The sequence below is a fragment of the Paracoccus sp. M683 genome (assembly GCF_007096355.1).
Classification (GTDB): Bacteria; Pseudomonadota; Alphaproteobacteria; order Rhodobacterales; family Rhodobacteraceae; genus Paracoccus.
In genome coordinates this window covers 113,426-139,189 of sequence record NZ_VKDF01000004.1, presented here as the reverse complement: position 1 = coordinate 139,189, position 25,764 = coordinate 113,426, and the positions used below count along the sequence as shown (strand labels likewise).

Here is a 25,764-nt window from a genome sequence, read left to right as displayed (position 1 = left end):
GGGCGGGTTTTGGCCACCGAAACATCACCTTCAGTCGTAAATACCATCCTTTTCCGCGCGACGCGAAAACTCGGTCTCGCCACCCGCGGCCAGAAGCCGGGCCTGCGACACCCATTCGTCGCGGCTGGCGCGACCGTGGAAGCCTTCAAGATTGCTGTCGACCCAGGCCAGTTCATCCGCCGTCCAGGCGGCGATCTGGTCGAAATGCCAGAAGCCGAGGCTGTTCAGCAGCGCCTCCAGCTTGGGGCCAACGCCCTTGATCAGCTTCAGGTCGTCGGCCTTGCCGTCACGCGCGGCGTCCAGACCCTGCGGGCGGGTGCCCTCGGTCTGCTGCGCGGGGGCGGCGGGCTGCGGCTCGGCTTTGGGCGCTTCGGCCTTGGTGGCGGGCTTTTCCGCCTTGGACGCGGTCGGCGCGCTTTGCTGATTGGCGCCTTTCCACTTGGTCAGGATCGGAACCTCGGTGCCGTCGATGCGCTTGATCGTGTCACCGATGCGCAACGCCGCCGCGACCGATGCATTGTGATCGGATTCGCCCTTGCGATCCGCCAGGCTGGTCAGTGCCACGACAGGCTCGGACGAGAAACGCCCGGTCTGCGAACCAGGCGCCGGCACCGCGCCGCCGGAAAAGCCGTCGATCAGCGCCGACAGTTTCTCGGCCGTCAGATCCTCGTAAAAATCCTTGCCGATCTGGACCATTGGCGCATTGGCACAGGCGCCCAGGCATTCGACCTCTTCCCAACTGAAGCGGCCGTCAGCCGACAGGCCATGTGCCTCGGGCGAGATTTTCTCGCGGCAGACGCGGATCAGATCCTCGGCCCCGCAGATCATGCAGGTGGTGGTGCCGCAAATCTGGATATGCGCAACGCTGCCAACGGGTTGCAACTGGAACATGAAGTAGAATGTCGCGACTTCCAGTGCCCGGATATAGGGCATGCCCAGCAGGTTGGCACAATATTCGATGGCCGGGCGCGACAGCCAGCCTTCCTGTTCCTGCGCGCGCCACAAGACCGGGATGATCGCCGATTGCTGGCGACCTTCGGGATATTTCGTCATCTGCCCCTGCGCCCATTCCAGATTGGCCGGGGTAAATTCGAAGCTGGCGGGTTGGTCTTTTGAAAGGCGGCGAAGCATGAAAACCTCAGTTCATCGCAATGAGCGACAGAAGCGCGCAGAGCAGGGCTGCGCCTCCAACGATCAGGTGAAGCCAGAACGGATGGCCCGCCCGGCGGTAAATGAAGGCGTCGCCAAAGCCGATGACGGACACGGCCAGCAGAACGCCGAACAGCACGCGCGGCGCGCCAATCCAGGCGGTGATCAGTGCCAGAATGGTCATCCCGGCATAGCGCACCAGCATGGCCTGCGGCAGCATCTCGGGGCGGTGTTGGATCAGCGCCAGCCCGCTCTGCTTGTTCAGTGCCAGAAGCAGGGTGATCCCGGCCATGATCACGACCAGGCCCCAGGCGACGTAATGCAGAAAAGCGTCGATCATGTGCGCCCCTCCCCGTCAGGCAGCCAGCAACAGAAAGGATGAGACCAATGGCGCCAGTGCCGTGATCAGCAGTCCGGAAATCATCGCCAGCGGATAGGCGATCAACACATTCGGCACACGACGCCCGATGAAAACAGCCAGATTAAGGGCCAGCATCGCGATCAGCAGAGAGACCAGTGCGGGCGCAATGCCAGCCTGGCCTGTCTGATTGATCAGGGCGTCGAGTTCGGTCACCGGTCGACCTCGCCGAACACGATGTCCATGGTGCCGATCAGGGCGCAGACATCCGCCAGCATATGCCCCTTGGACATGTAATCCATCGCCTGCAAATGCAGGAATCCCGGCGCGCGAATCTTGCTGCGATAGGGTTTGTTCGTCCCGTCGCTGACCAGATAGACGCCGAATTCGCCCTTGGGGGCCTCGACCGCGGCATAAACCTCGCCCGCGGGGACCTTGAAGCCCTCGGTATACAGTTTGAAGTGGTGGATCAGGCTTTCCATGCTGGTTTTCATCTCGGTCCGCTTGGGCGGGGCCAGCTTGCCGCGCGCCAGCACGTCGCCCTGCCCTGCCGGTTCGCGCAGCTTGGCTACGGCCTGCTTCATGATGCTGACCGACTGACGCATTTCCTCCATGCGGATCAGATAGCGGTCATAGCAGTCGCCCGCCTTGCCGACCGGCACCTGGAACGCAAATTCGTCATAGCATTCATAGGGCTGACTGCGCCGCAGATCCCAGGCCAGGCCTGACCCGCGCGCCATGACGCCCGAAAAGCCCCAGTCCAGCACGTCCTGTTCGCTGACGATCCCGATATCGACCATGCGCTGCTTGAAGATCCGGTTTTCCGTCAGCAGCACGTCCAGATCGTCCACGACCTTCAGAAAGGGGTCGCACCAGGCCTCGATATCGTCGATCAGTTCGGGCGGCAGATCCTGATGCACGCCACCGGGTCGGAAGTAGGCCGAGTGCAGACGCGCCCCGCAGGCGCGTTCATAGAACACCATCAGCTTTTCCCGTTCCTCGAACGCCCAAAGCGGCGGGGTCAGCGCACCCACATCCAGCGCGCCGGTGGTGATGTTCAGCAGGTGGTTCAGAATCCGGCCGATTTCGGAATACAGCACCCGGATCAGACTGGCGCGGCGCGGGATTTCGGTGCCGGTCAGCCGTTCAATCGCCAGACACCAGGCATGTTCCTGGTTCATCGGCGCCACATAATCGAGGCGGTCGAAATAGGGCAGGTTTTGCAGGTAAGTCCGCGATTCCATCAGCTTTTCGGTGCCGCGATGCAGCAGTCCGATATGCGGGTCGGCGCGCTCGACGATCTCGCCGTCCAGTTCCAGCACCATGCGCAGCACGCCGTGGGCGGCGGGGTGCTGGGGGCCGAAATTGATGTTGAAGTTGCGGATGCGCTGTTCGCCGGTCAGCTTGTCCTGGCTGCCATCGTCATAGCTGTTTCTGCGGATATCGCCGTCCATCATTTCGCGGCCCCCTTCTCGTCGCCGGGCAGCACATATTTCGCACCCTCCCAGGGCGACAGGAAATCATACTGCCGGTATTCCTGAACCAGCTTCACGGGTTCATAGACCACGCGCTTCTCGACCTCGTCGTAACGCACCTCGACATAGCCGGTGGTCGGGAAATCCTTGCGCAGCGGGTGTCCGCGAAACCCGTAATCGGTCAGCAGGCGGCGAAGGTCGGGATGGCCCGTGAACATGATGCCGAGCATGTCAAAGACTTCGCGTTCGAACCAGTTCGCCGCCGGGAAGATGCCGATCAGCGACGGCACCAGATCATCCTCGCGGATGGCGGCCTTCAGGCGGATGCGCTGGTTGCGATACATCGAAAGGAAATGCCAGACCATATCGAACCGCGCGGGCCGCGCAGGGTGGTCCACCGCAGTGATGTCAACCAGCGTGGAAAAGCGGCAATTGGCATCGCTGCGCAGAAAATCCACCAGATCGACCAAACCCGACAGCGAGATGGTCACAGTCAACTCGCCAAAGGCGAGTTCGGTATCGACCACGTCATTGGGGCGACGCAGGGTCAGATGCTCGGCCAGTTCGCTGAGGGTATCGAGATCGGGATAGGCCATAGGACTCACCTCACCAGCGTGCCGGTGCGCCGGATGCGGCGCTGAAGTTGCAGGATGCCGTAAAGCAGCGCCTCGGCCGTGGGCGGGCAGCCGGGAACATAGATGTCCACCGGCACGACGCGGTCACAACCGCGCACCACGGAATAGCTGTAATGGTAATAGCCGCCGCCATTGGCGCAGCTGCCCATGCTGATCACATAGCGCGGCTCGGGCATCTGGTCATAGACCTTGCGCAGCGCCGGGGCCATCTTGTTGGTCAGAGTGCCGGCGACGATCATCAGGTCCGACTGGCGCGGGGATGCACGCGGCGCGGTGCCGAAACGCTCGACATCATAGCGCGGCATGGACATCTGGATCATCTCGACCGCGCAGCAGGCCAGGCCAAAGGTCATCCAGTGCAAGCTGCCGTTGCGCGCCCAGTTGATGATGTCCTCGGTCGAGGTCAGCAGAAAGCCCTTGTCCTGCAATTCGCGGTTCAGTTCCGCCGTGGCGACCTCGCGGTCGGGGCCTGCGGTATTGGTTCCGACCATCACGCCCATTCCAGCGCCCCCTTCTTCCATTCATAGGCAAAGCCCACTGTCAGCACGCCCAGGAACACCATCATCGACCAGAAGGCCACATCCGACAGCCCGCCAAAGGCCACGGCCCAGGGGAACAGGAAGGCGACTTCCAGATCGAAGATGATGAACAGGATCGACACCAGATAGAATCGCACGTCGAATTTCATCCGGGCGTCATCAAAGGCGTTGAACCCGCACTCATAAGCGCTGACCTTTTCGGGGTCGGGGTTACGCACGGCGATCACGGCGGCGGCGAGGATCAGGATGATGGCAAGCGCCCCCGCCATACCCAGAAAGACGAGGATCGGCAGATATTCCTGCAACAGATAGTCCACGGATTTGTCCCCTTGTCGGTCGCGGGGACGGTGGCTGCCCGCGACGGGTTGGCTTAGCCCGGTTTAGCCCCGGTGGCAGGCAGGGTCAACGGCCCGGAAAAGCCGAAACGGGCCAATCAGGGACGCAATCCCGGCCAAATTTCCACTATGGGGGAATGGGATGGGGCATTCATCGTGCTGGCATCCTGCTGATGCCCGCACCTTACCGCGCCGCCGGGCTGCTTGCGGACCGTGGCATGCCCTGACGCCCGGCCGCTGCGATGGCCAGCCCGACCAGCAGCAGGCTTGCCGCGCTGGCCAGGGTGCGGAACTGATTCCACAGTTGCCAACGGGACGAATAGTCCCGCCAGATCATCCGCGCCTGTTCGGTATCGTCGGGGATCTGAACCACGGCCAAAGCCTCGTTCATCGGGACGTTCACCAGGAATGTCGGCGCAAACGCCCCGCCCAGATAGACCAGCGAAGCCAGCAGAAACAGCACAGCCGCCCGCTGCGCCCCCGCCATCCGTGCCACGGCAGCCGTGGCCAGCAGGATCAGGGGCGTGCCAAAGAACGCCGGCGCAAAGACCAGGTTGCGCACCGAGGCGTTCATCGCCTGCATCGCCTCGATCGCCATTTGCGGACGCCCCGCATCCAGACCCCACATGGTCGAGCAGACCCAGGCATAGAAAAACCCGAAGATCGCACCCGCCGCCAGCAGCGACGCCCCGGTCAGGAATCGAAACAACATCGCCCCCTCCAAATACGTAATGACGATTACTGTTTTATAATCGGTAATTATCGTTACAGTTTTGGTCAAGCGAGGAGGGGCAGCATGCGCGAAGAACGACGCCTGATCCGGCAGGAACAGATCGAGCAGGCGGCCTATGCGCTGCTTGAGGAAAAGGGCTTTGCCGGCACCACGATGCAAGGGATTGCGCTGCGGGCGCGGGCCTCGAACCAGACGCTTTATGCGTGGTATGGCGACAAGCCGGGGCTGTTTCGCACCCTTGTCGCCCGCAATGCCGATCAGTTGCGCGACCTGCTGCAGGCGCGGATCGCCGCGAACGGGGATCCGGTCGAGACGCTGGAACAATTCGGCCCGCTGCTGATCGAGGTGCTGACCCACCCGCGCGCGGTGGCGCTGAACCGGGCAGCGGCGGCCGATCCCAGTGGCGCATTGGGCCGCCTTATCGGAGAGGCGGGGCGCGGCAGCATCGGCCCACTGATCCAGCAGGTGCTGCTGGCGGCGCGTGACAATGGCGATTTGCATTTCTGCGACCCGCAAGCGGCGCTGGTTCTGTATGTGGACCTGTTGATCGGCGATCTTCAGATCCGGCGGGTGATCGGCCTGATAGCCGCACCCGACGCCAGCGCCCGCCATACCCGCGCGGCGCGGGCCCTGACATTGCTTCGCCAGTTGCTGGGCGGGTCAGCCCCGGCAGCCTGACCGGATCATTCCGCGGTGATGTCCGTGCGCTGGCCGGCGGCAACCGTCGGCCGCGTGGCTTTCCTGGGGCGACGGCAGCGGGGGCTTTGCCCCGTCCGGCGCGGGCGCCGGACTCCCCAGGATATTTGGATGAAGAAGAAAGGGCGGGGTGCGCCCTATTCCAGTTCGATCAGCAGATCCTTGGCGTCGATCTGCTGGCCCGGCGCGACATGCAGGGCCTTGATCGTGCCGTCACGCTCGGCGGAAAGGCCGGTTTCCATCTTCATCGCCTCGATCGTCAGAAGCAGATCGCCCTGTTTGACCGTCTGGCCCGCCGTCACTGCGACCGAGGCCACGACCCCAGGCATCGGCGCGCCGATATGGGCGGGATTGGCGCTGTCGGCCTTGGGTCGGGCGATGGTCTCGGCCTTGACCAGGCGGTTCGGCACCCGGATGTTGCGCGGCTGGCCATTGAGTTCGAAAAAGACCTTCACCTCGCCCTTTTCATCCGTCTCGCCAATGGCTTGCAGGCGGATCTCAAGGATCTTGCCGGGGTCGATCTCGGCGGTGATTTCCTCGCCCGGCTCCATCCCATAGAAGAAGGTGCGCGTGGGCAGGGTGCGGACCGGGCCATACATGCGGTGGCGGCCCATGTAATCCATGAAGACCTTGGGATACATCAGATAGCCGTTCAGGTCCTCGTCATCGACGGGCTTGCCCTCAAGCTCGTCCTGGACGCGGGCGCGGGTCTGTTCCAGATCGACGGGGGGCAGATGCGCGCCGGGGCGGTCGGTGAACCCGGCCTCGCCCTTCAAGACCTTGCGCTGCAACGCCTCGGGCCAGCCGCCGGGGGGTTGGCCCAGATTGCCGCGCATCATGTCGACGACGCTGTCGGGGAAGGCCACGTCCTTGGCCGGGTCCAGCACATCGGCCTGCGTCAGGTTCTGCGCCACCATCATCAGCGCCATGTCGCCCACGACCTTGGAGGACGGCGTGACCTTCACGATGTCGCCGAACATCTGGTTCACATCGGCATAGGTCTGGGCGACCTCGTGCCAGCGTTCTTCCAGCCCCATCGAGCGCGCCTGCGCCTTGAGATTGGTGAACTGGCCGCCGGGCATTTCGTGCAGATAGACCTCGGAGGCGGGCGCTTGCAGGCCGCTTTCAAAGGCGGTGTAGTTTTCGCGGACACGTTCCCAGTAATTGCTGATCTCGCGGATCGCGCCGATATCGAGGCCGGTATCGCGTTCGGTCCGCGCCAGCGCCTCGACCACGGAACCCAAAGTCGGCTGGCTGGTATTGCCCGACAGCGCATCCATCGCGCAATCAACCGCATCGACGCCCGCATCGGCGGCGGCAAGGATGGTCGCGCCGCCCATGCCGCTGGTGTCATGGGTGTGGAAATGGATCGGCAGCCCGACCTCTTCCTTCAGGGTGCGGATCAGTTTCGCGGCGGCGGTGGGTTTCAAGAGGCCCGCCATGTCCTTCAGGCCCAGCACATGCGCGCCGGCGTCACGCAGCGCCGTGGCGGTGTCTACATAGTATTTCAGGTCGTATTTCGCCCGGTTCGGGTCAAGGATATCGCCGGTATAGCAAACCGTGCCTTCGCAGATCTTGCCGCTTTCGACCACGGCATCCATGGCCACGCGCATGTTCTCGACCCAGTTCAGGCTGTCGAAGACGCGGAACACGTCGATGCCGGTCGCGGCGGCCTGATGCACGAAGGATTGCACCACATTGTCGGGGTAGTTGGTATATCCCACCCCGTTCGAGGCGCGCAGCAGCATCTGCGTCATCAGGTTCGGCATGGCCTTGCGAATGTCGCGCAGCCGCTGCCAGGGGCATTCCTGCAAAAAGCGGTAAGCCACGTCGAACGTCGCCCCGCCCCAGCATTCGACGCTGAACAGCTGCGGCAGGTTCGCGGCATAGCTGGGCGCCACCCGGATCATGTCGATGGACCGCATCCGCGTCGCCAGCAGAGACTGGTGCCCATCGCGCATGGCGGTATCGGTGATCAGCAGGCGCTTTTCAGCGGCCATCCAGTCGGCCACGGCCTGCGCGCCCTTTTCTTCCAGCAACTGCCGTGTGCCCGGCGCGGGGTCGGCCTTGGGCTTGGGCGGCACCGGCACGCGCACCTGCGCGGGGGGCGCGGCGCGGCCAGCCGTCTCGGGGTGACCGTTGACGGTGATATCGGCGATATAGATCAGGATCTTGGTCGCCCGGTCGCGGCGCTTGCGGAAGGTGAACAGGTCCGGCGTCGTGTCGATGAACTTGGTCGTATAGGTGTCATCAAGGAAAGTCGGGTGCTTCAGCAGGTTGATGACAAACTCGATATTCGTGGCCACCCCGCGCACGCGAAACTCGCGCAGCGCCCGGTCCATCCGTGCAATCGCCTTTTCCGGCGTCTGCGCATGCGCCGTCACCTTGACCAGCAGCGAATCGTAATAGCGCGTGATCACGCCGCCCGCATAGGCCGTGCCGCCATCCAGACGGATGCCGTTGCCGGTGGCGCTGCGATAGGCGGTGATGCGGCCGTAATCGGGGATGAAATTGTTCAGCGGGTCCTCTGTCGTGACCCGGCATTGCAGCGCATGGCCCATCAGCCGCACATCGGACTGGCTGGCAACGCCGGTGGCCTCGGCCAGGGTTGCACCCTCGGCGATCATGATCTGGGATTGCACGATGTCGATGCCGGTGACTTCTTCGGTCACGGTATGCTCGACCTGGACGCGGGGGTTCACCTCGATGAAATAGAACTGCTGGCTGTCCATATCCATCAGGAATTCGACCGTGCCCGCGTTCTGATAGCCGACCGCGCGGCCGATCTTCAGCGCCAGCTCGCAGACCTCGGCGCGCTGTTCATCGGTCAGATAGGGCGCGGGGGCGCGTTCCACGACCTTCTGGTTGCGCCGCTGCACCGTACAGTCACGTTCGTAAAGATGATAAAGACCGCCATGCGTGTCGCCCAGAAGCTGCACCTCGACATGGCGGGCGCGCAGGATCATCTTTTCCAGATAGCCCTCGCCATTGCCGAATGCCGCCTCGGCCTCGCGCCGGCCCTCGCGGACTTTTTCGATCAGCTCGTCGGGGCCGTTGATCGGGCGCATGCCGCGACCGCCACCGCCCCAACTGGCTTTCAGCATCAGCGGATAGCCGATTTCGGCGGCCTCGGCCTTGATGGCGTCGAAATCATCGCCCAGCACCTCGGTCGCAGGGATGACCGGGACGCCTGCGGCAATGGCCACCCGGCGGGCGCTGGCCTTGTCGCCAAGGGCCCGCATGGTCTCGGCCTTGGGGCCGATGAAGGTGATCCCCGCCTTCGCGCAGGCATCAACGAAATCGGGGTTTTCCGACAGCAGCCCATAGCCCGGATGGATCGCATCGGCGCCGCTTTCGCGGGCCACGCGGATGATCTCGGGGATGGACAGATAGGCGGCGACCGGGCCCAGGCCCTCGCCAATGCGGTAAGCCTCATCCGCCTTGAAGCGGTGCAGGCCCAGCTTGTCTTCCTCGGCAAAGACGGCGACGGTTTTTTTGCCCAGCTCGTTGGCGGCGCGCATGACGCGGATTGCGATTTCACCACGATTGGCGACGAGAATCTTGTTGAACATCGGCCGGATCCCCCATCAGACGCGCGCATCCTAGCGATGCTGCAACGCAGCGCAAGCTTCTGTCTGGAAAAATGTCATCGCCGACATATCCGCGAAACAGCGCCTGTGCGATTGGCAAGATTGCGTCGCAGCCTGCGCAAGGCAGGCCGCCATCGCGCCTGCGCAGCCATTGGCGCGGCGAAAACGACGAGAAGATGCTATGCTCGGCGCATCACCTTCAAAAAGGACCAGCGGAAATGCATGCCTGCTGTATCGGGCTGTACCTGTCCTTTCTGGGAACGGCAGCGGCCGGGCAGGACTGGATCGAAAAATCGCCAAACCAATCGGACCGCGCATTCCATCAGGCACAAGATGGCGAAAAGACCTTGATGCTGGGCTGCTTTACCGGCGGGCGCGATCTCAGCTTTACGCTGATCGGCGGCAAGACGCCCTTGCATGCCAGTCTGCACGGTCAGCCTGCGCTGCTGGTCTGGATCACCCTCGCCGACGGCCGCACGGGCCGCTATCCGGTCGACACGGAATATTTGGGCGGCGGGCTGCTGCTGGGCGAGGAAGGCAAGCAGTTCTTTGCGCAGGGGGTCAGCCTGACGGTCAGGTCCACCGATGCGGGTGCCTTTTTCCAGACTGGCTTGCGAGGCTCGGCAAGGGCGATGCAGGATTTTCTGACCACCAGTGCGATCTGAAAGCTGCGCCCGGACGACGGTCCGAGCAGCAACAGACAAAGATCAGGCCCAGATCCGTCGCTGCCGAAAAGGCGGCGGCGTGGTATCGGCAACTGCCGCAGCAGTGGCGCGCAGCCACGGCCTGTCCCCGATGCGGCCCGATGCGGCCAGACGTTAATCGCCACGCCTGCCAGTCAATCCGTCAGCGGATGTCCAGCTTGACCACATCCTTGACATAACGCGCCCCGCGCATGTCTCCGGGCGAAACCATCTGCAATCCACCCGCAATCGGGGCACCGTCGATTTCCAGCCCGATCAGGATCTGACGATTGCCGAAATCGGGTGCGATCTCGCCAATGGAATAGGCGACCTCGTGATCGTCGCTGGCCGTGACCAGCACCACATGCCGCAACGCCGATTTCACATCATCATCCAGCGCCGTTTCGGCCGCGATCACATCCCACAGCAGCACCCCCCGATAGGTGGCCGATTGCTGACCCTTGCTGCTGGTATATGTCGCCTCGACCTGTTGCATCGGCATGGTTGCCAGCGCCTCGGGCGTCAGCGCCACAGACAACCCGTCCGGGCCGGTCAGAACGGCTTCGGCCTGGGCGACAAATGGCACCGACAGCAAGGCGAACAATGCAAGGTTGCGCTGAATGGTCATCGGAATACCTCGAATCGTTATATTCAAACAAACATAACGAACCGCCCAATTCGCACAACCGCAATTTTGTTCCTTGTTCGTTCTTGCATTCGAGTTGCTTTTCCGGCAGTGCTGACTATCTGATGCACTTGGTCGACCGGGGCATGTTCATGGAACAGAAGTTCATCGAGGTTCGCGGCGCGCGCGAGCACAATCTGAAAAGTGTGGATATGGATATTCCGCGCGACTCTCTGGTGGTGATCACCGGGCTGTCGGGCAGCGGCAAGTCCAGCCTTGCCTTCGATACCATCTATGCCGAGGGGCAGCGGCGCTATGTCGAAAGCCTTTCGGCCTATGCGCGGCAGTTTCTGGACATGATGGGCAAGCCGGATGTGGACCATATCAGCGGTCTTTCCCCGGCGATTTCCATCGAGCAGAAGACGACCAGCAAGAACCCCCGCTCGACCGTCGGAACGGTCACGGAAATCTATGATTATCTGCGGCTTCTCTTTGCCCGCGCCGGCACGCCCTACAGCCCTGTAACCGGCTTGCCGATCGAGGCGCAGCAGGTGCAGGACATGGTCGACCGGATCATGGCGATGGAGGAAGGCACCCGCGCCTATCTGCTGGCCCCCATCGTTCGCGACCGCAAGGGCGAGTACAAGAAAGAGTTTCTGGAACTGCGCAAGCAGGGCTTCCAGCGGGTCAAGGTGAACGGCGCCTTTTACGAGTTGGACGAGCCGCCGGTTCTGGACAAGAAGTTCCGCCACAATATCGACGTGGTCGTGGACCGCATCGTCGTGCGCGAGGGGCTGGAAACCCGCCTTGCCGATTCGCTGCGCACCGCGCTGGACCTGGCCGATGGCATTGCGGTCCTTGAAACGGCTGCTGACGAGCCCGAGCGCATCACCTTCAGCGAAAACTTCGCCTGCCCGGTTTCCGGCTTCACCATCCCCGAGATCGAGCCACGCCTGTTCAGCTTCAACGCCCCTTTCGGCGCCTGCCCGGTCTGTGACGGGCTGGGGGTCGAGCTGTTCTTTGACGAACGGCTGGTGGTGCCCGACAGCGCGCTGTCCGTGGACAAGGGCGCCATCCTTCCCTGGGCCAAGTCGAAATCGGCCTATCTGACGCAGACCATCAACGCGCTGGCCAAACATTACGGTTTTGACAAGAAAACCCCATGGAAAGACCTGCCGGAAGCCGCGCAGAAGCTGTTCCTCTATGGTTCGGGCGAGGATCAGATCAAGTTTCGCTTTGACGATGCCGGCCGTGTCTACGAGATCACCCGCGTCTTTGAAGGCGTGATCCCGAACATGGAACGCCGCCTGCGCGAAAGCGACAGCCAATGGGTCCGCGATGAATTCGAGCGTTACCAGAACAACCGCCCTTGCGGCGCCTGCCACGGCTATCGCCTGAAGCCCGAGGCCCTGGCGGTCAAGATCGCCGGCAACCATATCGGCGAGGTGGTGCAACTGTCGATCCGAGAGGCACTGGCCTGGATCGAGGAAGCCCCCGCCGCCCTGTCGAAACAGAAGAACGAAATCGCCGTCGCTATCCTGAAAGAGATCCGCGAACGCCTTGGTTTCCTTGTGAATGTCGGCCTCGATTACCTGACGCTGTCGCGCGCGGCGGGCACGCTGTCGGGCGGCGAAAGCCAGCGGATCCGGCTGGCCAGCCAGATCGGCTCGGGCCTGACCGGCGTGCTCTATGTGCTGGACGAACCCAGCATCGGGCTGCACCAGCGCGACAATGACCGGCTGCTGAAAACGCTGATGAACCTGCGCGATCAGGGGAACTCGGTTCTGGTCGTGGAACATGACGAGGATGCGATCCGCCATGCCGATTACGTCTTTGACATGGGGCCGGGCGCGGGCGTCCATGGTGGCACGGTCGTGGCCAAGGGCACACCTGCGGAAATCGCCGCCGATCCGGCCAGCCTGACCGGGCAGTATCTGTCGGGCGCGCGGGAAATCGCCGTGCCGGGCGAACGCCGCAAGGGCAATGGCAAGAAGATCACCGTGGTCGGCGCGACCGGGAACAACCTGAAAGACGTGACCGCCGATTTCCCGCTTGGGAAATTCGTCTGCGTCACGGGCGTCTCGGGCGGCGGCAAATCCACGCTGACCATCGAAACGCTGTTCAAGACCGCCTCGATGCGCCTGAACGGCGCCCGCCAGACCCCCGCGCCTTGCGAGACCATCAAGGGGCTGGAACATCTGGACAAGGTCATCGACATCGACCAGCGCCCCATCGGCCGCACCCCGCGTTCGAACCCCGCCACCTATACTGGCGCCTTCGGCCCGATTCGCGACTGGTTCTCGGGCCTGCCCGAATCCAAGGCCCGCGGCTATAAGCCCGGCCGGTTCAGCTTCAACGTCAAGGGCGGCCGCTGCGAGGCCTGTCAGGGCGATGGCGTCATCAAGATCGAGATGCATTTCCTGCCGGACGTCTACGTCACCTGCGAGACCTGCAAGGGCAAGCGTTACAACCGCGAGACGCTGGAAATTCACTTCAAGGGCAAAAGCATCGCCGATGTTCTGGACATGACGGTCGAAGATGCGCAGGCCTTCTTTGCCGCCGTGCCCTCGATCCGCGAAAAGATGGATGCGCTGATGCAGGTCGGGCTTGGTTATATCAAGGTCGGCCAGCAGGCCACGACCCTGTCAGGGGGCGAGGCGCAGCGGGTAAAGCTGTCCAAGGAACTGTCGCGCCGGTCCACGGGCAAGACGCTGTATATCCTCGACGAGCCGACGACCGGCCTGCATTTCGAGGATGTGCGCAAGCTGCTGGAGGTGCTGCACGAATTGGTCGATCAGGGCAATACCGTGGTGGTGATCGAGCATAATCTGGATGTCATCAAGACCGCCGACTGGATCATCGACATCGGCCCCGAGGGCGGCGATGGCGGCGGGCGGATCGTCGCCACCGGCACCCCCGAGGATGTGGCGCAAAGCGAGGAAAGCCATACCGGCCGCTACCTCGGCCCGCTGCTGAAGCCCGCGCGGGTGCGGGCCGCCGAATGATCGCCCCAGTGATCGCCCCGGTGATCGCCGGCGGCTGGCAAAGGGCCGAGGGCCTGCTGGTCGCGCTGGCCGGGTTTGCCATCGCCATCGCCGTCCAGCCGGGCTGGCCCTGGTGGGCATGGCCGCTGCTTCTGTTGACCCCGGACCTGTCGATGCTGGGCTATCTGGCTGGGCCGCGTGTGGGTGCCGTCACCTATAACGCCGCACATCTTTATGGCGCCGGGCTGGTGCTGGCTGTGCTGGGCGTGATCACGGGCCAGACCCTGCTGATCGCGCTTGGCGGGCTGTGGCTGGCGCATGTCGGCGCGGACCGGGCCATCGGATACGGGCTGAAATCGCCCGACGGCTTCCGGCTGACCCATCTGGGCCGGATCGGGCGCAACGGCGGCTAGCCGCCCGGCTGATAGCTGCTTTTGGGCAGGTTCATCACCATGCAGCCCGTGTCATCGAAACCGCCCTGCCCGTCGTAACGCGGCCGGTTGTCGGGCTGCGGCACCTCGAATATCGCGCAAAGCCGCAGGTTTTCGTCGTCGATCACCTCGATCCGATAGGGCTCGCCGGTCACCGGATCAGTCAGGTTCGGCGCATCGGGGCAGGCGGCTGTCGTCTCGACGACCGCGTCCAGCCGCCCTTTTTCGCTGGCCAGGCAGATCAACTGTGTCTGCAATGCCCACAGGTCGCTGCGCCTCATGTCGTCGCGCCGCTCGGCCCTGCCCTGCCCCGGCCCGCCGGCGATCAGGATGCCCCCGGCGATGGCCATGACGCCCAAAGCCGTGATTGCCATCGTGGCCCAGCCCTTTGCCCGCCTAGCCATCCATCTCGTCCCTGTAATAGGCCAGAACCAGCACCCCCATGACCGCCACCAGCCCGGCCTTGGCGACAAAGCGCAATGACAGGTCGCCGTTCAGGAACACATAGACCACCGTTACCAGATCGCCCAGCAAGGTCAGCATCGCGATCAGCATGGTTACCGAGGCGACCCAACGCCGGACCAGAGACCGCTTGCGCAGCGCATCATCACCGCCGCCCCGATTGACCTGCCGGTTGACGTAAAGAAACAATGGCAGAAAGGCGATCAGCGCGGCAATCGGCCACCGCAGGCCCGTGCCGCTGCTGGTATAATATTCGAACGGATCCGGCAGCAGGTAGTTGATGATGCCGAAGCCCAGGATCACGATATGCGAGGCGACGACGCCCAGAGCGATGAACAGCAGCCCATAAAGAAGGGCTTCGCGCGCCGAGACATAGGCGGTCGGCCGCGGCACCGGCGGCAGGCCGGGCATGTCGGCCCATTGGCCCAGCGCCGCCTGAACCTCGGCCTCGGCCCAGCCGGCGTTGCGCAGGGCCTCGGCCAGCGCAGGCCGGTCGGCCCCGCCTGACAGGCCGTCACGCACAAATTCCGTCAGGATGTCAGCTGCCTTCATCACGCCTCCTTTCGGCCTGTGCACGATGGCCCACGGCGCCCGCATGTCAATGACAGAAAAATTCCGCCAAAGACCATTTTTTCCCCTTGCACCCCCCGGCCTGCCCTTATAAATCACCCTCCACCAGCGGCGGAAATGCCAACGGTACGGAGTGCGGGCGTAGCTCAGGGGTAGAGCATAACCTTGCCAAGGTTAGGGTCGTGAGTTCGAATCTCATCGCCCGCTCCAATTCGAAAAGGCCGGCCCTCGGGTCGGCCTTTTGATTTTCGTATCAGGACGAACAGGCGGATGACGTGGCAGACGACCGGCAAAATGCCGCTTGTCCCTTTCGTGGGTTGCGGCATTAATATCCGGGATCAACGAAAGCGGTTAGTTTGGCCGACGCGCCTGATCATCCAACGCTGAGACGAAAAATGACAGGCGCGCCGTGGCAAGCAATAAAGGAAAACTTCGACCGCCAGCCTGCCAATAGCGACCGCACTCGTGACCAAAACGCACAAATGTTAAATCGCATGTCAACTTGACAGCGTCACGTAAATCCAGTGCCTCGCACCAAGCATCAACACGACGATTTGCGTCATGCGCTGATTCTGGCGGGAATCCTCATGCTGGAGGACGGCAAGGTGCTGATCCTGCGCGGGGCGTCGCAGCAGGCTCGCGTGTCCCATGCCGCGCCCGCCTATCATTTCGATGGGCTGAACGTCCTCAAGACGGCAATGGCGGCCGAGGGCATGCGGCGCTTTGCGGCGCTTCACGCCTCGCTAGAGGCCTATGGCCAGTTGCACCGGATCTGTGCCCCTTTCGTCACCGACCCGGCAGAGTCCTGGCTGATCGAGAACGCCATCTGGTCCATGACCCATGGCTATGCGCTGTTGCAGATGCAGAACCCGATCCGAAATGACCTGGCACCGTTTCGCGCGCCGCCACTGGCCCAGCAGTTCAGCATGTTGCTGAACCGGGAGGGCGCGCCTGGCGGGTCACCGGCCTAGCCGTCCTGGCGGATGCGGGCGTTGGTGGGATCGAAGGGGCTATCCTCGGTCACCTCGGCGTCATACAGCTCGCGGAACATGCGGACCTTCAGCTTGGTGCCCGGCTCGGTCAGGTCGGGGCGGACATAGCCCATGCCGATCTGCTTGCCGAAGGCCACCGAATAGCCGCCCGAGGTCAGGCGCCCGACGCGCTGCCCGTCCAGGAACAGCCCTTCGCGGCCCCAGGGGTCGGCGTCGGCGGGGCCGTCGATCAGCAGCGTGACGCATTTCGAACGAATGCCCTTGGCCAGCATCTTGGCCTTGCCGTTGAAGTCCTTGTCCAGATCGACAAAGCGGTCCAGCCCGGCCTCTAGCGGGGTGGCGTCGCGGCCAAGCTCGGTCCCGAAGGCGCGATAGGATTTTTCCTGACGCAGCCAGTTCTGCGCCCGCGCGCCGACCAGTTTCAGCCCGTGCTTCTCGCCCGCCACGACCAGCTTGTCCCAGAGATAGCGCCCCATCTCGACCGGGTGGTGCAATTCCCAGCCCAATTCGCCGGTATAGGCCACGCGGATCGCAAGGGTCGGGCACATGGCCAGCTCGATTTCCTTGGCCGAAAGCCAGGGGAAACGCTTGTTCGACAGGGCCGTGGCCGGGTCGGCATCGCGGATAAGCTGGGCCAGGATGGCGCGGCTGTTCGGGCCGGCCAGCGCAAAGACGCCCCATTGCGTCGTGACATCCTGAATGTTCACCGGGCCGAACTCGCCGGCCATTTCCTCGGCCATCTTGCGCAGGTTGTCGGCGTCGTAATCGGCCCATGCGCCCGCCGAGACGAGGTAATAGTCATCCTCACCACGCCGGACGATGGTGTATTCGGTGCGGGTCGTGCCGGCCTCGGTCAGGGCATAGGTCAGGTTGATGCGGCCGACCTTGGGCAGTTTGTTGGTGGTGAACCAGTCAAGAAAAGCCGTCGCGCCGGGGCCATAGACGCGGTGCTTGGCAAAGGCCGAGGCGTCGATCAGACCGGCGGTTTCGCGGATCGCCTGCGCCTCGTCGCGGGCATATTCCCACCAGCCGCCGCGACGGAAGCTGCGGGCGGCGTGATCGTCAAAGCCTTGGGGCGCATAGTAATTCGGGCGTTCCCAGCCGTTCACCTGCCCCATCTGCGCCCCTGCGGCGATCTGGCGGTCATAGGCGGGGGCGGTGCGCAGCGGGCGCGCGGCCTGACGTTCCTCGTCGGGATGGTGCAGGATAAAGACGTGGGAATAGCATTCCTCGTTCTTCGCGACCGCATATTCGGTGGTCATCCAGCGGCCATAGCGGCGCGGGTCGAGGCTGGCCATGTCGATCTCGGCCTCGCCCTGCGTCATCATCTGCGCCAGATAGTGACCCACACCACCTGCGGCGGTAATGCCAAAGCTGAAGCCCTCGGCCAGCCACATGTTGCGCAGGCCCGGCGCCGGGCCGACCAGCGGGTTGCCGTCGGGGGTATAGCAGATCGGGCCGTTGAAATCGTCCTTAAGCCCCACCGTTTCCGAGGTCGGAATCCGGTGGATCATCGACATGTATTCCTGCTCGATCCGTTCCAGATCCAGCGGGAACAGATCGGCGCGGAAGCTTTGCGGCACGTCATAGGGGAAACGCGCGGGCGCGCCCTCCTCATAGGGGCCAAGGATCCAGCCGCCGCGTTCTTCGCGCACATACCATTTCGCATCGGCGTCACGCAGCACCGGATGTTCGGGATTGCCCGCCTGACGCCATTTGACCAGCGCCGGATCGGGTTCGGTGACGATATACTGGTGTTCAACCGGGACGGCGGGGATCTTGATGCCCAGAAGCCGCGCGGTGCGCTGCGCATGGTTGCCGGTGGCGGTCACCACATGCTCGGCCCGGATCTCGAAAACCTCGCCCGAGGGCACAAGGTTCCCGCCCTTTTCCACCATCTTCTCGCAGGTGACGACCCATTCATCGCCATTCCACAGATAGCCATTAACCTGCACCCGGCGCTCGATGGTCGCGCCAGCCATGCGCGCGCCCTTGGCCATCGCCTGCGTCACATCGGCGGGGTTGATATAGCCATCGGTCGGATGGAACAGCGCGCCTTTCAGGTCGTCGGTACGGACCAGCGGCCACCGCTCCTTGATCTGCGCGGGCGTCAGGAACTGATGCTCGACCCCCACGGTTTCAGCGGTGGCGGAATACAGCATGTATTCATCCATCCGCGCATCCGTCTGCGCCATGCGCAGGTTGCCACAGCGGGTGAAGCCGGCGTTCAGGCCCGTCTCGGCTTCCAGCGCGGCATAAAGCTTGACCGAATAATCGTGGATATGGCTGGTCGCATAGCCCATGTTGAACAGGGGCAGCAGACCGGCCGCGTGCCAGGTGGACCCCGCCGTCAGCTCGTCGCGTTCGACCAGCATCGTGTCCCAACCGGCCTTGGCCAGATGATAGGCAATGCCGCAACCGACAGCGCCGCCGCCCACGACCAGAGCTTTCACATGGGTCTTCATCGCGCGAATCCTTCCTCATCAGCCTCGGTGACCGTAGTGCCAGACCGTACCCGCCAAGCATAGCGCGGCCCGACACTTCCCATCGCGAAAACGACATGCGGCCAGATGCCGGGCTGACACAGCGTCATGCTGCAATGCAGCGCTTGCGCGAATCCGGCTATTTCCCTTATCTTTCGCGGAATTGCGTGTGAGGAACGCGCCGGGGGGAACGGTCATGGAAATCTGTCGCGACACCGCCTCGATGATGGCCCTGTCGGATCGCTGGCACGCCGAGGGCCAGCGCGTCGTGCTGGTGGCCACCATGGGCGCGCTGCACGAGGGGCATCTGACGCTGGTAAGCCACGCGCAGGACTGGGCGCAGCGGAATGGCGGCGGTCGGGTCGTGACCTCGATCTTCGTGAACCCGACGCAATTTGGCGAGGCCGAGGATCTGGCCAAATACCCCCGCACGGAAGAGGCCGATCTGGCGCTGCTGGGCCAAGCCGGGGCGGATGCGGTCTTTCTGCCCGGCGTTCAGGATATCTATCTGCCGGGCGCGCAAACCGTCGTCGATGTCTCGCGCCTGTCGATGGTGCTGATGGGCAAGCTGCGGCCCGGCCATTTCCGCGGCGTGGCGACGGTGGTGACGAAGCTGTTCAACATCACCGATTGCGACGCCGCGACCTTTGGCGAGAAGGATTACCAGCAGCTGACGCTGATCCGGCAGATGGTGCGCGACCTGAATGCGCGGGTGCAGATCATCCCGGTGCCCACCGTGCGCGAAGCCGACGGTCTGGCCATGTCATCGCGCAATCAGCGCCTGGCGCCCGAGGATCGCGCCGCCGCGCCGGTGCTTAACCGCGCCCTTGACCGGGCCGAGGCGCTGGCCGCCGAGGGCGCCACCATCGCCGCCATCCGCCGGGGCGTGGCCGAGATTCTGGCGACCGAGCCGCGCGGCGTGGTCCAGTCCATCGACATTCGCAATGCCGCCGATCTGTCGGCCGTGGCGGGCAAGCCCGATCAGCCGGTCGTGGTTCTTTTGGCCGTGCGCTTTGGCGGGGTCTTGTTGATCGACCAGCGCGTCGCGTCGCCCTCGATCTGATCGGGCGGGCGGCGGCCCTGACGGATCACCGCCGCGATAAAGGCTTTGGCATCGAATGTCTCGGTCGCGGGTCCGGGCGCATAGATCGCGCCCTTTAACGGCGCCAGTACCGCCGCCTGTCGCGCATCATGTCCACGCAGCGCCAGATGCGCCGAAGCGGCTGCCAGCAATTCCAGCATCCGTCCCTGCGCCGCGGCCGCCCGCATCCCGCGAATATGCGGGCTGGGCCGCCAGCGCATCACCGCCCGCCGGATCGCCTTGGGCGGGCGCAAGCCCTGCCCCGGCAGCAACAGCGCCAGCCCCGCAACAAGCCCCAGCCCCAGCAGCCCGACAGCCGCAAGCCGGGTTCGCGACCGCACCTGACCATCCGCTGCGATATTCGCCGCAAAGCTGGCAAAGCCGAAGGGGATCGGCTTCATCGGCGCCACCTCGATCTGGCGGGTGCGGGTGTCGAGCCAGGGAAAGGCAAAGGCCTTCAGCACCGCCGCCTCGCCGGTCTTGGGTTGCAGGCTCCATTCCCAGACCACGGTTGACACCGGGCCATCCGGCGTGGGCCGCACACTGCGCTGTTCGGGCTGGGTAAAGCTGATCAGCCAGGGCTCGCGGATATCGGGACGCGGGGGCAGCTGATGGGGCAGCGCCCCCTCGGCTACCAGCGTCACGCGGCGGATCAGCAATTCGCCCTCGCGCAGCTTGCCGGGATCGGCCGAGAGTTCGTCAGTGAGGCTGAGGTGATGCGCCGAAAGCGGTGCAAAACCGCCGGGAAAGGGTTTGATGTCGATGGTGACGGCGGGGGCAGTGACCTCGACCCGGCGCTGGCGGCCATCCTCGCCGGTGATGGTCAGGTCATGGGTCAGCGGGCCGATGGTCAGCGGCCCGGCCTCGCGCGCAAAGACGGCGATCCTGCGTTGAAAGATCTGCCATTGCCGGCCCTTGATCCGCTCGCGATACCAGTCATCCTTTGTCAGTTGCAGCCAGTCATAATCGGGCGAGCCGGGAAAGATCAGTTCCGACAGGTTCACGCGGGCATCATATTCGGCGCGGATGGTCAGCGGGATCATCTCGCCCACCACCGGATTGCCGTGGGGGTGCAGGATTTGCAGCCGCATCTCTTGCGCGGGGGCGCGATTGGCCAGGACCAGCAGTGCCAGGACGGCGGCCAGCGGGATCAGCACATATTTCAGCAGCGACCAGTTCACCATGGCTGCCCCTCATCCGGGCGGATCAGGCCAAGCGCCTCGCGGCGCTTGTATTCGGCCTGAAGGCGCAGGGTCAGGAACTCGCCCGGATCGTCCGAGATGGTGGCCAGCCAGTCATCGCTGGCCGTGATCCCGCGCGCCGACAGCGCCCGCTGCCAATCGGGATCGCTGGCGCCCGGCGTGGACAGGCCCGGCTGCGGCGCGGCGTCGTTACTTTCCTTGCCACCCACCCCCAGCAGCCGCCCCGGCGCCGAACTTTCACCAGGCGGGGGCGGGAACATGGCCACGACCAGATCGCGATTGCGCCGCGCATCGGCATCGGCGGGGTTGGAGAAAAGCACCGCATCGAAATAGGCGACCGACAAAGGGTAATCCCCCGTCGCCGCCAGCGACAGCCCGCGATTATAGGTCTCGGACCGTCCCGCGCGTGCAAAGGCCGCATCGGCATCGGCCCAGTGCCCGGCACGAAACAGCGCAACACCCCGCGCCGCCGGATCATCAAGCAGCGGCACCGCCATCCCCCCCGCCCCGGCGCGCAAGACCAGCCGGCCAAGCGCCTCGGGACCAGCGGCGATCAGGCAGGCAAGACCTGCCAGTGCGACGAATGCGACGCGCTTCATCGTGCCCTCCGCAGCAGGGACAGCAAGGGCAACAGCGCCAGTGCTGCCAGGAAGGGGCCGAGGTCGCGATACTGCGTGGCGGTCAGGGCCGGGTCACGGGCGGTCAGGCCGGGGCGGATCAGCAGGCGCTCGACGGCGGCGGGGTCGCGGGCGGTCGCAGCCGCGCCCCCGCCAAGCCGCGCCAGTTCGGCCATTCCGGCGATGTCAGGTGGCGGGGCCTCGGGCGCCGTGGCCTGAACCAGCAGCGTCGACACGCGGATGCCACGCTCGGCCAGCCGCGCGGCCGCACCCGACGCGGTGGCATCAATCCCCCCGCCATCGGAGATCAGGACCAGATCGGCACGCTTCATCCCGGTCAGCATCTCGCCTGCCAGGCCAAGCGCCGCTGCGGGTCGGCTGCCATCGCCGGGCATGACCCCCGGACCCATGGCGGCGATCTGGGTTTCCAGCACGCGGCCGTCGGCGGTGGGGGCCGAAACGGCAAAGGACTCGCCGGCATAAAGGATCAGCCCGACGGGACGCCCGGCCAATTGCTGCACCAGCCCCGCAGTTGCCACCTGCGCCTGCACCAGCCCCGGCCCATTGGCCACCGAAGGCGACAGGTCCACCGCCAGCATCACCGCATCGACCTGCGCCAGCACCGGCGCATCGCGGCGTGGCAGGGCCGGCCCCGCAAGGCCCAGCATCAGCGCCGCCAGCGCGATCAGCGGCAGAAACCGGCGCCAGCCTGTCGCGCCCGTGGTCAGGTGGCCAAGGCTGCGCATCCCCGCCAGCATCACGGGCGGCATCACATCCTGCCAGCCCCCCGCATCCGGCCCGCGCCGCATCTGCCATAGCGCCAGCGCCGCCAGCGGCAGCGCCAAAGCCAGCCACATGGGCCGCAGCAACAGCATCGACCCGATCATCGCGGCCTCCGCGCGGCAAGGATCAGCAGGCACAGGGCGGCCAGCCCGGCGGGCCAGACCCAAAGGTCGCGCCAGAACCGCAGGGGTGGGCGCTGCGAGGAACCGGGTTCCAGCCGGTCCAGCGTGTGGGCCATCGCCAGCAGATCGGCCATGTTGCGGACACGAAAACTGGCCCCTTGGCTGGCCTCGGCGACCTCGCGCAGGGTCTGGGCATCGACGGCATCGCGGGCGCGGGGCTGACTTTCCAGATCGTCCGGGCCAAGCGCGATGGTATGAACGCGCACGCCTTTTTCTGCCGCCAGCCTGGCGACCGAAATCGTCGGCACATCGCCCGAGGTATTCACCCCATCCGACAACAGCACCACCACCCGACTTGGCGCGTCGCTGCCGGCCAGCCGCTTCAGCGCCAGCCCCAGCCCGTCCGAAATCGCCGTCGAGCGACCCGAGATGCCGATCTGCGCCTCGTCAATGGCGCGGGAAACGGCATCGACATCAAAGGTCAGCGGGGCCGCGAAATAGGCGCGGTCGCCAAAGATCACCAACCCGATCCGGTCACCGCGCCTGGCCTGGACAAAGGCCGTCGCCGTCCGTTTGACCGCATCCAACCGCGAGATCGGCTGGCCATCCAGGCGAAAATCCTCTTTCACCATGCTGCCCGACAAATCCAGCGCCAGCACGATTTCCCGCCCCGAGGCCGGCAACATGTCCGAGACCTGACTGACCCGAGGCCCCGCCAGCGCCATGACCAGCGCCACCCAGGCGATGGCGGCCAGCGCCAGCCCGGCAACGTCACCCTGACGGCCGCGGCCCGCCTGGGTTCGGGCAAAGATCGGCGCGGGGACGCGCAGCGCGGGGCGGGGTCGTTCCGGCACCGGCCACCAGCGCCACAGGATCAGGGGCAACGGCAAAAGCAGCAGCACAAGGGGCGCAGCAAGGTTCATCTGCGGGGCCTGCGGGCAGCGCGTTCGATCTGCCTGTCGGTCAGGTCGGGCGCGGGCCGATAAGCCATCTCGCGCAGCGCAGGCGGCAGGCGGCCGGTGATGCGGGCGATGGCCAGCAGCCGGTCCGCCGGGGCAAGCCCGCGCGTGGCGCGGATGCGCTGGCCGACCCGGATGCGGCGACGAAGCAGCGGCGTCAGAATCAGCCCGATCAGCGCCGCCAGCAGCAGTCCCAGACCCAGCAGCGCCAGCATCTCGGGCCAGCCCAGGTCGCGCATTGCGGAGGGCAGGCGAATGGGCGCAAGGGCGGCCAGCAGCTGATCATGGCTCATGACGGCACCTGTTCGACCTGTGCGCCGATGGCGGTCAGCCGGGCGAGTTCTGCGCCAAGGTCCAGCGCTTGCAGCCGTCCCATCAGAAAGGCCGCGCCATCAGTCACGGCCAGCGCACGCGGCACGGGCGCCACCTCGGCCGGATCGAGGATCAGCGAGACGATCAGCCGCCGCCTGCGCGCCAGACGAGCCAGCGCCGACAGGTCGTCAGGCGCGATCCCCTGCGGCGCGGTCGCCAGATGGATGCGGCTACCCGGCGGCACCAGCCGCGCCGCGCGCCCTGCAAGCGCGGCCAGACCACCGCCCTCGGATCGGTGCCGGGTCAGCGCCAGATCATGCTCGCCCGCCAGCATCTGCGCCACGGCCGCCATCTGCCGGTCGCCCTGCCCCGCCGACAGGGATGCCAGACCGGCCTCGGTCAACACCAGCGCCGCGACATTGCCGCCGCGCATCGTGGCCTGCCAGCCGATCGCCGCCAGATGCCGGGCTGCCCGGACGGATCGCAGCGTATCGCCCGTGCCCCACAGCATCGGACCGCGGAAATCGGCGATCAGCAGCGTGGTGTCGTCGCGATCCTCGTGGAAGCTGCGGATATGGGGAATGCCGGTGCGCGCAGTGGCCGAAGGGTCGATGCGGCGGGGATCGTCGCCCTCGACCCAGGCCCGCAATTCCCGCAGGTCCATGCCCGCGCCGGGAAAACGCGCGGGCAGCGCGCCGGGCCGCCGCGTTGCCGGGCGGTGCCGCCCCGCAGCCGGGGCCAATGGGCGCAGCGCCAGCAATTCGCCCGCGGTCAAACGCAGCCCCGGCTGGTTCAGCGCGCCCGCGATGCTGACTACCATGGCTTGACCTCGGCCTGCGCCGCAGCAATCAGGTCGCGCCCTCCGCGCCCCTCGCTGGCCGCCGCCCAGGATGGCACGAGGCGGTGCGACAGCGCATCGGCGGCCAGGTCCTCGGCATCCTCGGGCAATCCGTGATCACGACCGTTCAGCCAGGCCCGCGCCCTGACCGCCGCCGCCAAGGCCAGCGTTCCACGCGGCGAAACCGCATGTTCGACCTCGCCCGCAACCGCCCCGCCGGGCCGCGTCGCGGTAACCAGCCGGATGATATAGTCCTTCAGCACCGGTGCCAGATGAACCCGTGCCACCCCCGCCCGCGCCGCCCTGATCTGCGCGCCGGTCAGGGGCGCGACGGTCGGTGGCGCGGGGGCCAGCGCCTCGGCCTCGACCAGATCCAGGATCTCGCGTTCGGTCGCAGCGTCGGGAAGAGACAACGACAGATGCAAAAGAAAGCGGTCAAGCTGAGCCTCGGGCAGCGGAAAGGTGCCCTCGTGTTCGATCGGGTTCTGCGTCGCCACGACCATGAATGGATCGGGCAGCGCACGGGTTACGCCGCCGGTCGTCACCTGCCGTTCGGCCATGGCCTCCAGCAGCGCGGATTGCACCTTTGGGGGGGCGCGGTTGATTTCGTCGACCAGCACCAGCGAATGAAAGACCGGGCCGGGAATAAAGTCGAAGCTGCCGGTTTCAGGGCGAAACACCTGGGTGCCGGTCAGGTCCGAGGGCAGCAGGTCCGGCGTGCACTGGATACGCGCATGATCGCCGGGCAGATGCGCGGCCAGCAGGGTAACCGCGCGGGTCTTGGCCACGCCCGGCGGGCCCTCGATCAGCACATGCCCGCCGGCCAGCAGCGCGATCAGCAGCCGCTCGACCAGGCGGGCATGGCCCACCAGCCCTGCGCCGATCTGATCACGCAAGCCCGCGATCGCCTCTCGTTCCCCGCGCATGTCATTCATGGTGCTCCCCCTGCCCTGCCTTTTGACCAGCATAAGAGCCAGACCACTGCCTCCGCCAACACCCAGCCCCGGTTCCTACACCCTTGGGACTAGGCGAAACACGATCGCGGGCGATTGCAATTCCCTGCGGAACGTCGAACCATGTCACCACCGCCGTCGAGGAAGAGGAGACCAC

The 25,764-nt window shown here is 65.1% G+C and carries 26 protein-coding genes and 1 tRNA gene; 7 read left to right on the top strand and 20 right to left on the bottom strand.

What is annotated here, in order from left to right; genetic code table 11:
• Positions 1 to 30: 30 nt before the first annotated feature.
• The 8 genes from nuoE to FNJ84_RS07340 form a co-directional block, all read right to left on the bottom strand.
• Positions 31 to 1,131, bottom strand: coding sequence for an NADH-quinone oxidoreductase subunit NuoE (gene nuoE / locus FNJ84_RS07375; RefSeq protein WP_143792385.1), 1,101 nt, complete (start codon positions 1,129 to 1,131; stop codon positions 31 to 33).
• A 7-nt stretch (positions 1,132 to 1,138) separates the two neighbouring features.
• Positions 1,139 to 1,489 (bottom strand): hypothetical protein, encoded by a 351-nt coding sequence (locus FNJ84_RS07370; protein ID WP_143792383.1) that lies wholly within the window; start codon positions 1,487 to 1,489, stop codon positions 1,139 to 1,141.
• Positions 1,490 to 1,504: 15 nt separating this feature from the next.
• Complete coding sequence (locus FNJ84_RS07365; protein WP_143792381.1) at positions 1,505 to 1,723, bottom strand: hypothetical protein; 219 nt, start codon at positions 1,721 to 1,723, stop codon at positions 1,505 to 1,507.
• Positions 1,720 to 2,964, bottom strand: coding sequence for an NADH-quinone oxidoreductase subunit D (locus FNJ84_RS07360; RefSeq protein WP_143792379.1), 1,245 nt, complete (start codon positions 2,962 to 2,964; stop codon positions 1,720 to 1,722). The genes FNJ84_RS07365 and FNJ84_RS07360 overlap by 4 nt, the downstream gene beginning before the upstream one ends.
• The gene (locus tag FNJ84_RS07355; RefSeq protein ID WP_143792378.1) at positions 2,961 to 3,578 is read right to left on the bottom strand and encodes an NADH-quinone oxidoreductase subunit C; all 618 of its coding nucleotides are present in this window, start codon (positions 3,576 to 3,578) and stop codon (positions 2,961 to 2,963) included. Before FNJ84_RS07355 ends, FNJ84_RS07360 begins: the two co-directional genes overlap by 4 nt.
• A 5-nt stretch (positions 3,579 to 3,583) precedes the next feature.
• Positions 3,584 to 4,117, bottom strand: coding sequence for an NADH-quinone oxidoreductase subunit B family protein (locus tag FNJ84_RS07350; protein WP_185968451.1), 534 nt, complete (start codon positions 4,115 to 4,117; stop codon positions 3,584 to 3,586).
• Positions 4,108 to 4,473 carry an NADH-quinone oxidoreductase subunit A gene (locus FNJ84_RS07345; RefSeq protein ID WP_143792376.1) on the bottom strand — a complete coding sequence of 122 codons (366 nt, stop codon included), beginning with the start codon at positions 4,471 to 4,473 and terminating at the stop codon, positions 4,108 to 4,110. Before FNJ84_RS07345 ends, FNJ84_RS07350 begins: the two co-directional genes overlap by 10 nt.
• 202 nt (positions 4,474 to 4,675) lie before the next feature.
• Positions 4,676 to 5,203 carry a DUF1772 domain-containing protein gene (locus tag FNJ84_RS07340; protein ID WP_143792374.1) on the bottom strand — a complete coding sequence of 176 codons (528 nt, stop codon included), beginning with the start codon at positions 5,201 to 5,203 and terminating at the stop codon, positions 4,676 to 4,678.
• 84 nt (positions 5,204 to 5,287) lie between these two features.
• Between FNJ84_RS07340 and FNJ84_RS07335 the strand changes: the two genes are divergently transcribed.
• Positions 5,288 to 5,902, top strand: a complete 615-nt coding sequence (locus tag FNJ84_RS07335) for a TetR/AcrR family transcriptional regulator (RefSeq protein ID WP_143792373.1) — start codon at positions 5,288 to 5,290, stop codon at positions 5,900 to 5,902.
• Between the two features lie 155 nt (positions 5,903 to 6,057).
• On the opposite strand, the gene FNJ84_RS07330 is transcribed toward FNJ84_RS07335, so the two are convergent.
• The gene (locus FNJ84_RS07330; RefSeq protein WP_143792371.1) at positions 6,058 to 9,492 is read right to left on the bottom strand and encodes a pyruvate carboxylase; all 3,435 of its coding nucleotides are present in this window, start codon (positions 9,490 to 9,492) and stop codon (positions 6,058 to 6,060) included.
• 236 nt (positions 9,493 to 9,728) lie between these two features.
• Between FNJ84_RS07330 and FNJ84_RS07325 the strand changes: the two genes are divergently transcribed.
• Positions 9,729 to 10,175: a hypothetical protein gene (locus FNJ84_RS07325; RefSeq protein ID WP_143792370.1), complete on the top strand. Its 447-nt coding sequence runs from the start codon at positions 9,729 to 9,731 to the stop codon at positions 10,173 to 10,175.
• Positions 10,176 to 10,356: 181 nt separating this feature from the next.
• Here the strand turns inward: FNJ84_RS07325 and FNJ84_RS07320 are convergent, their stop codons facing one another.
• On the bottom strand, positions 10,357 to 10,821 hold the full coding sequence (locus FNJ84_RS07320) for a hypothetical protein (protein WP_143792368.1): 465 nt from the start codon (positions 10,819 to 10,821) through the stop codon (positions 10,357 to 10,359).
• Positions 10,822 to 10,970: 149 nt separating this feature from the next.
• On the opposite strand from FNJ84_RS07320, the gene uvrA reads away from it, so the two are divergent.
• Together uvrA and FNJ84_RS07310 are read left to right on the top strand one after the other, a co-directional pair.
• Positions 10,971 to 13,823, top strand: coding sequence for an excinuclease ABC subunit UvrA (uvrA, locus tag FNJ84_RS07315; RefSeq protein WP_143793012.1), 2,853 nt, complete (start codon positions 10,971 to 10,973; stop codon positions 13,821 to 13,823).
• The gene (locus tag FNJ84_RS07310; protein ID WP_143792367.1) at positions 13,820 to 14,215 is read left to right on the top strand and encodes a DUF4260 domain-containing protein; all 396 of its coding nucleotides are present in this window, start codon (positions 13,820 to 13,822) and stop codon (positions 14,213 to 14,215) included. The genes uvrA and FNJ84_RS07310 overlap by 4 nt, the downstream gene beginning before the upstream one ends.
• On the opposite strand, the gene FNJ84_RS07305 is transcribed toward FNJ84_RS07310, so the two are convergent.
• Both FNJ84_RS07305 and FNJ84_RS07300 read right to left on the bottom strand, forming a co-directional pair.
• Positions 14,212 to 14,637, bottom strand: a complete 426-nt coding sequence (locus FNJ84_RS07305) for a hypothetical protein (RefSeq protein ID WP_143792365.1) — start codon at positions 14,635 to 14,637, stop codon at positions 14,212 to 14,214. The two genes, FNJ84_RS07310 and FNJ84_RS07305, sit on opposite strands and share 4 nt — an antisense overlap.
• Positions 14,630 to 15,247 carry a DUF5671 domain-containing protein gene (locus FNJ84_RS07300; protein WP_143792364.1) on the bottom strand — a complete coding sequence of 206 codons (618 nt, stop codon included), beginning with the start codon at positions 15,245 to 15,247 and terminating at the stop codon, positions 14,630 to 14,632. Before FNJ84_RS07300 ends, FNJ84_RS07305 begins: the two co-directional genes overlap by 8 nt.
• A gap of 153 nt (positions 15,248 to 15,400) precedes the next feature.
• Between FNJ84_RS07300 and FNJ84_RS07295 the strand changes: the two genes are divergently transcribed.
• A tRNA-Gly gene (locus FNJ84_RS07295) sits at positions 15,401 to 15,475 on the top strand.
• 344 nt (positions 15,476 to 15,819) lie between these two features.
• Positions 15,820 to 16,236, top strand: a complete 417-nt coding sequence (locus FNJ84_RS07290) for a hypothetical protein (protein WP_143792362.1) — start codon at positions 15,820 to 15,822, stop codon at positions 16,234 to 16,236.
• Here FNJ84_RS07290 and FNJ84_RS07285 read toward each other — a convergent pair.
• Entirely contained in the window at positions 16,233 to 18,722 is a 2,490-nt protein-coding gene (locus FNJ84_RS07285) for an FAD-dependent oxidoreductase (RefSeq protein ID WP_143792361.1), read from the bottom strand. The two genes, FNJ84_RS07290 and FNJ84_RS07285, sit on opposite strands and share 4 nt — an antisense overlap.
• 214 nt (positions 18,723 to 18,936) lie before the next feature.
• On the opposite strand from FNJ84_RS07285, the gene panC reads away from it, so the two are divergent.
• A complete protein-coding gene (gene panC / locus FNJ84_RS07280; RefSeq protein ID WP_143792359.1) occupies positions 18,937 to 19,803 on the top strand; it encodes a pantoate--beta-alanine ligase in 867 nt (288 codons plus the stop codon).
• Here the strand turns inward: panC and FNJ84_RS07275 are convergent.
• The 7 genes from FNJ84_RS07275 to FNJ84_RS07245 are packed head-to-tail and all read right to left on the bottom strand — an operon-like array spanning position 19,722 to position 25,589.
• Positions 19,722 to 21,005 (bottom strand): BatD family protein, encoded by a 1,284-nt coding sequence (locus tag FNJ84_RS07275; RefSeq protein ID WP_143792357.1) that lies wholly within the window; start codon positions 21,003 to 21,005, stop codon positions 19,722 to 19,724. The genes panC and FNJ84_RS07275 overlap by 82 nt on opposite strands.
• The gene (locus tag FNJ84_RS07270) at positions 20,999 to 21,622 is read right to left on the bottom strand and encodes a hypothetical protein (RefSeq protein WP_143792356.1); all 624 of its coding nucleotides are present in this window, start codon (positions 21,620 to 21,622) and stop codon (positions 20,999 to 21,001) included. The genes FNJ84_RS07275 and FNJ84_RS07270 overlap by 7 nt, the downstream gene beginning before the upstream one ends.
• On the bottom strand, positions 21,619 to 22,527 hold the full coding sequence (locus FNJ84_RS07265) for a VWA domain-containing protein (RefSeq protein WP_255471092.1): 909 nt from the start codon (positions 22,525 to 22,527) through the stop codon (positions 21,619 to 21,621). Before FNJ84_RS07265 ends, FNJ84_RS07270 begins: the two co-directional genes overlap by 4 nt.
• Positions 22,524 to 23,468, bottom strand: coding sequence for a VWA domain-containing protein (locus FNJ84_RS07260; RefSeq protein ID WP_143792355.1), 945 nt, complete (start codon positions 23,466 to 23,468; stop codon positions 22,524 to 22,526). The genes FNJ84_RS07265 and FNJ84_RS07260 overlap by 4 nt, the downstream gene beginning before the upstream one ends.
• Entirely contained in the window at positions 23,465 to 23,797 is a 333-nt protein-coding gene (locus FNJ84_RS07255; RefSeq protein WP_143792354.1) for a hypothetical protein, read from the bottom strand. The genes FNJ84_RS07260 and FNJ84_RS07255 overlap by 4 nt, the downstream gene beginning before the upstream one ends.
• Positions 23,794 to 24,636 carry a DUF58 domain-containing protein gene (locus FNJ84_RS07250; protein WP_143792353.1) on the bottom strand — a complete coding sequence of 281 codons (843 nt, stop codon included), beginning with the start codon at positions 24,634 to 24,636 and terminating at the stop codon, positions 23,794 to 23,796. Before FNJ84_RS07250 ends, FNJ84_RS07255 begins: the two co-directional genes overlap by 4 nt.
• Complete coding sequence (locus tag FNJ84_RS07245) at positions 24,630 to 25,589, bottom strand: MoxR family ATPase (protein ID WP_143792352.1); 960 nt, start codon at positions 25,587 to 25,589, stop codon at positions 24,630 to 24,632. Before FNJ84_RS07245 ends, FNJ84_RS07250 begins: the two co-directional genes overlap by 7 nt.
• Positions 25,590 to 25,764: the final 175 nt, after the last annotated feature.

Bases quoted from the DNA above. Each gene is read 5' to 3' on its own strand.
- nuoE (WP_143792385.1), bottom strand. From the start codon at position 1,131: ATGCTTCGCCGCCTTTCAAAAGACCAACCCGCCAGCTTCGAATTTACC.
- FNJ84_RS07370 (WP_143792383.1), bottom strand. From the start codon at position 1,489: ATGATCGACGCTTTTCTGCATTACGTCGCCTGGGGCCTGGTCGTGATC.
- FNJ84_RS07360 (WP_143792379.1), bottom strand. From the start codon at position 2,964: ATGATGGACGGCGATATCCGCAGAAACAGCTATGACGATGGCAGCCAG.
- FNJ84_RS07355 (WP_143792378.1), bottom strand. From the start codon at position 3,578: ATGGCCTATCCCGATCTCGATACCCTCAGCGAACTGGCCGAGCATCTG.
- FNJ84_RS07350 (WP_185968451.1), bottom strand. From the start codon at position 4,117: ATGGGCGTGATGGTCGGAACCAATACCGCAGGCCCCGACCGCGAGGTC.
- FNJ84_RS07340 (WP_143792374.1), bottom strand. From the start codon at position 5,203: ATGTTGTTTCGATTCCTGACCGGGGCGTCGCTGCTGGCGGCGGGTGCG.
- FNJ84_RS07335 (WP_143792373.1), top strand. From the start codon at position 5,288: ATGCGCGAAGAACGACGCCTGATCCGGCAGGAACAGATCGAGCAGGCG.
- FNJ84_RS07330 (WP_143792371.1), bottom strand. From the start codon at position 9,492: ATGTTCAACAAGATTCTCGTCGCCAATCGTGGTGAAATCGCAATCCGC.
- FNJ84_RS07325 (WP_143792370.1), top strand. From the start codon at position 9,729: ATGCATGCCTGCTGTATCGGGCTGTACCTGTCCTTTCTGGGAACGGCA.
- FNJ84_RS07320 (WP_143792368.1), bottom strand. From the start codon at position 10,821: ATGACCATTCAGCGCAACCTTGCATTGTTCGCCTTGCTGTCGGTGCCA.
- uvrA (WP_143793012.1), top strand. From the start codon at position 10,971: ATGGAACAGAAGTTCATCGAGGTTCGCGGCGCGCGCGAGCACAATCTG.
- FNJ84_RS07310 (WP_143792367.1), top strand. From the start codon at position 13,820: ATGATCGCCCCAGTGATCGCCCCGGTGATCGCCGGCGGCTGGCAAAGG.
- FNJ84_RS07305 (WP_143792365.1), bottom strand. From the start codon at position 14,637: ATGGCTAGGCGGGCAAAGGGCTGGGCCACGATGGCAATCACGGCTTTG.
- FNJ84_RS07300 (WP_143792364.1), bottom strand. From the start codon at position 15,247: ATGAAGGCAGCTGACATCCTGACGGAATTTGTGCGTGACGGCCTGTCA.
- FNJ84_RS07285 (WP_143792361.1), bottom strand. From the start codon at position 18,722: ATGAAGACCCATGTGAAAGCTCTGGTCGTGGGCGGCGGCGCTGTCGGT.
- panC (WP_143792359.1), top strand. From the start codon at position 18,937: ATGGAAATCTGTCGCGACACCGCCTCGATGATGGCCCTGTCGGATCGC.
- FNJ84_RS07275 (WP_143792357.1), bottom strand. From the start codon at position 21,005: ATGGTGAACTGGTCGCTGCTGAAATATGTGCTGATCCCGCTGGCCGCC.
- FNJ84_RS07270 (WP_143792356.1), bottom strand. From the start codon at position 21,622: ATGAAGCGCGTCGCATTCGTCGCACTGGCAGGTCTTGCCTGCCTGATC.
- FNJ84_RS07265 (WP_255471092.1), bottom strand. From the start codon at position 22,527: ATGATCGGGTCGATGCTGTTGCTGCGGCCCATGTGGCTGGCTTTGGCG.
- FNJ84_RS07260 (WP_143792355.1), bottom strand. From the start codon at position 23,468: ATGAACCTTGCTGCGCCCCTTGTGCTGCTGCTTTTGCCGTTGCCCCTG.
- FNJ84_RS07255 (WP_143792354.1), bottom strand. From the start codon at position 23,797: ATGAGCCATGATCAGCTGCTGGCCGCCCTTGCGCCCATTCGCCTGCCC.
- FNJ84_RS07250 (WP_143792353.1), bottom strand. From the start codon at position 24,636: ATGGTAGTCAGCATCGCGGGCGCGCTGAACCAGCCGGGGCTGCGTTTG.
- FNJ84_RS07245 (WP_143792352.1), bottom strand. From the start codon at position 25,589: ATGAATGACATGCGCGGGGAACGAGAGGCGATCGCGGGCTTGCGTGAT.